Source organism: Terrabacter sp. P5_B1 (assembly GCF_056400505.1).
In genome coordinates, this window is the sequence record NZ_JBFULD010000493.1 from 1 (window position 1) to 2,092 (window position 2,092).

General features: G+C 72.1%; 2 protein-coding genes. Both read left to right on the plus strand.

All coding sequences use genetic code 11. The features are described from left to right. The first annotated feature begins 191 nt into the window (after positions 1-191). Positions 192-1,127: a pyridoxal 5'-phosphate synthase lyase subunit PdxS gene (gene pdxS, locus AC1DP0_RS21295; RefSeq protein ID WP_478088472.1), complete on the plus strand. Its 936-nt coding sequence runs from the start codon at positions 192-194 to the stop codon at positions 1,125-1,127. A gap of 97 nt (positions 1,128-1,224) precedes the next feature. Continuing rightward, the coding region (locus AC1DP0_RS21300) for a DUF4037 domain-containing protein (RefSeq protein WP_478088476.1) at positions 1,225-2,092 on the plus strand (868 nt) is incomplete at its 3' end.

Genomic DNA, 2,092 nt, shown 5'->3' on the forward strand with positions numbered 1-2,092 from the left:
ATCCGCATCTTCCACCTCGCCGGCTACACGCCGATGCCCCACACGGTCGAGTTCAACGACGAGTCCCCGGGTCACCTCACGCCCGTCTGAGCGGTGGCGCCTGGCGACCCGGTGGACCGCGTCGTGCGCCGGCGTCGCGGGGGCCTACCCTTTGTGCAACCCCACTCCAGAACACGGGAAAGCAGGACATCGTGAGCACCACCCCGACCTCGGGCAGCACCCCCGCGGCTGACCCGCACACCACGGGCTCCACCGGCACGACGCGCGTCAAGCGCGGCATGGCCGAGATGCTCAAGGGCGGCGTCATCATGGACGTCGTCACGGCCGAGCAGGCCAAGATCGCCGAGGACGCCGGCGCCGTCGCCGTCATGGCCCTCGAGCGGGTCCCCGCCGACATCCGCGCCCAGGGCGGCGTGTCGCGCATGAGCGACCCCGACATGATCGACAGCATCATCGAGTCCGTCTCGATCCCCGTCATGGCCAAGGCCCGCATCGGCCACTTCGTCGAGGCGCAGGTGCTCCAGAGCCTCGGCGTCGACTACATCGACGAGTCCGAGGTGCTCACCCCGGCCGACTACGCCAACCACATCGACAAGTGGCAGTTCACGGTGCCCTTCGTCTGCGGTGCCACCMACCTCGGCGAGGCCCTGCGCCGCATCACCGAGGGCGCGGCGATGATCCGCTCCAAGGGCGAGGCCGGCACCGGTGACGTCTCCAACGCGACGACGCACATGCGGACCCTGCGCGCCGAGATCAACCGCCTCCGGTCGATGAGCCCCGACGAGCTCTACGTCGCGGCCAAGGAGCTGCAGGCGCCCTACGAGCTCGTCAAGGAGGTCGCCGAGGCCGGCAAGCTGCCCGTCGTGCTCTTCACCGCCGGCGGCATCGCGACCCCCGCCGACGCCGCCATGATGATGCAGCTCGGCGCCGAGGGCGTCTTCGTCGGCTCCGGCATCTTCAAGTCGGGCAACCCGGCCCAGCGCGCCGAGGCCATCGTCAAGGCGACGACCTTCCACGACGACCCCGACGTCATCGCCAAGGTCTCCCGCGGCCTCGGCGAGGCCATGGTCGGCATCAACGTCGACGAGATCCCGCAGCCCCACCGGCTCGCCGAGCGCGGTTGGTGACCTCCGCCCTCCCAGCCACCTGCTGACGGATGCCGTCGTGCCCTACCGGGCGCGGCGGCATACGTCGTCCCGGCCCCCGGCTGGCACGATCGGGGACGTGAACCTGTCCGGAGTCGAGCTGTCGCGGTCCTACTTCGAGCAGGTCGTGCGTCCTTGCGTCGAGGCGCGCTGGCCGAGGCTTCCGTATGCCGCTGCCCGCCTCGGGAGCGGATCCGACGTCCTCGGCCTCGACGACGCGATCTCGCGCGACCACGACTGGGGGCTGCGCCTCAACCTCCTGGTCCCGGGTGAGCTCGTCGGCGACGTCGACGCGCACCTCAGCGAGCAGCTGCCCGACTCGTTCGCGGGTCTCCCAGTTCGGTTCGCGACGACGTGGGACCCGGTCGTGCGCCACCGGGTGCAGGTCGGGACGGCGCGCGATCTCGCGGTGTCGCGGCTCGGCGTGGACCCCACGACCGACCTCACCGTCGGGGACTGGCTGTCGCTGACCGGGCAGGCCGTCCTCGAGGTCATCGCGGGCGAGGTGTTCGCCGACCGCGCGGGGGAGCTGGACGGCATACGGCGGCGGCTCGAGTGGTACCCCGACGACGTGTGGCGACACGTCGTCGCGACCGACTGGGCGCGCGTCGGCCAGGAGCTGCCGTTCGTCGGCCGGACCGGCGAGCGCGGGGATGACCTCGGGTCGCGGGTGGTCGCGGCCCGGATCGCAGGGGTCATGATGCACCTCGGCCACCTGCTCGAGCGCCGGTGGCCGCCCTACGCCAAGTGGCTCGGCACGAGCTTTGCGCGGCTGCCGCGGGCGGGCGTGGTGGTCGGGTCCCTGCAGGCAGCCGCGGCGGCCACCGACTGGCGCGAGCGCGAGTCCGGCCTCGTCGACGCCCTGCGCGTGCTCAGCCGGGTGCAGGCGGACGCTGGCCTTCCGACCGTCGACGATCCGGTCGAGCCGTTCTGGGACCGGCCCTACC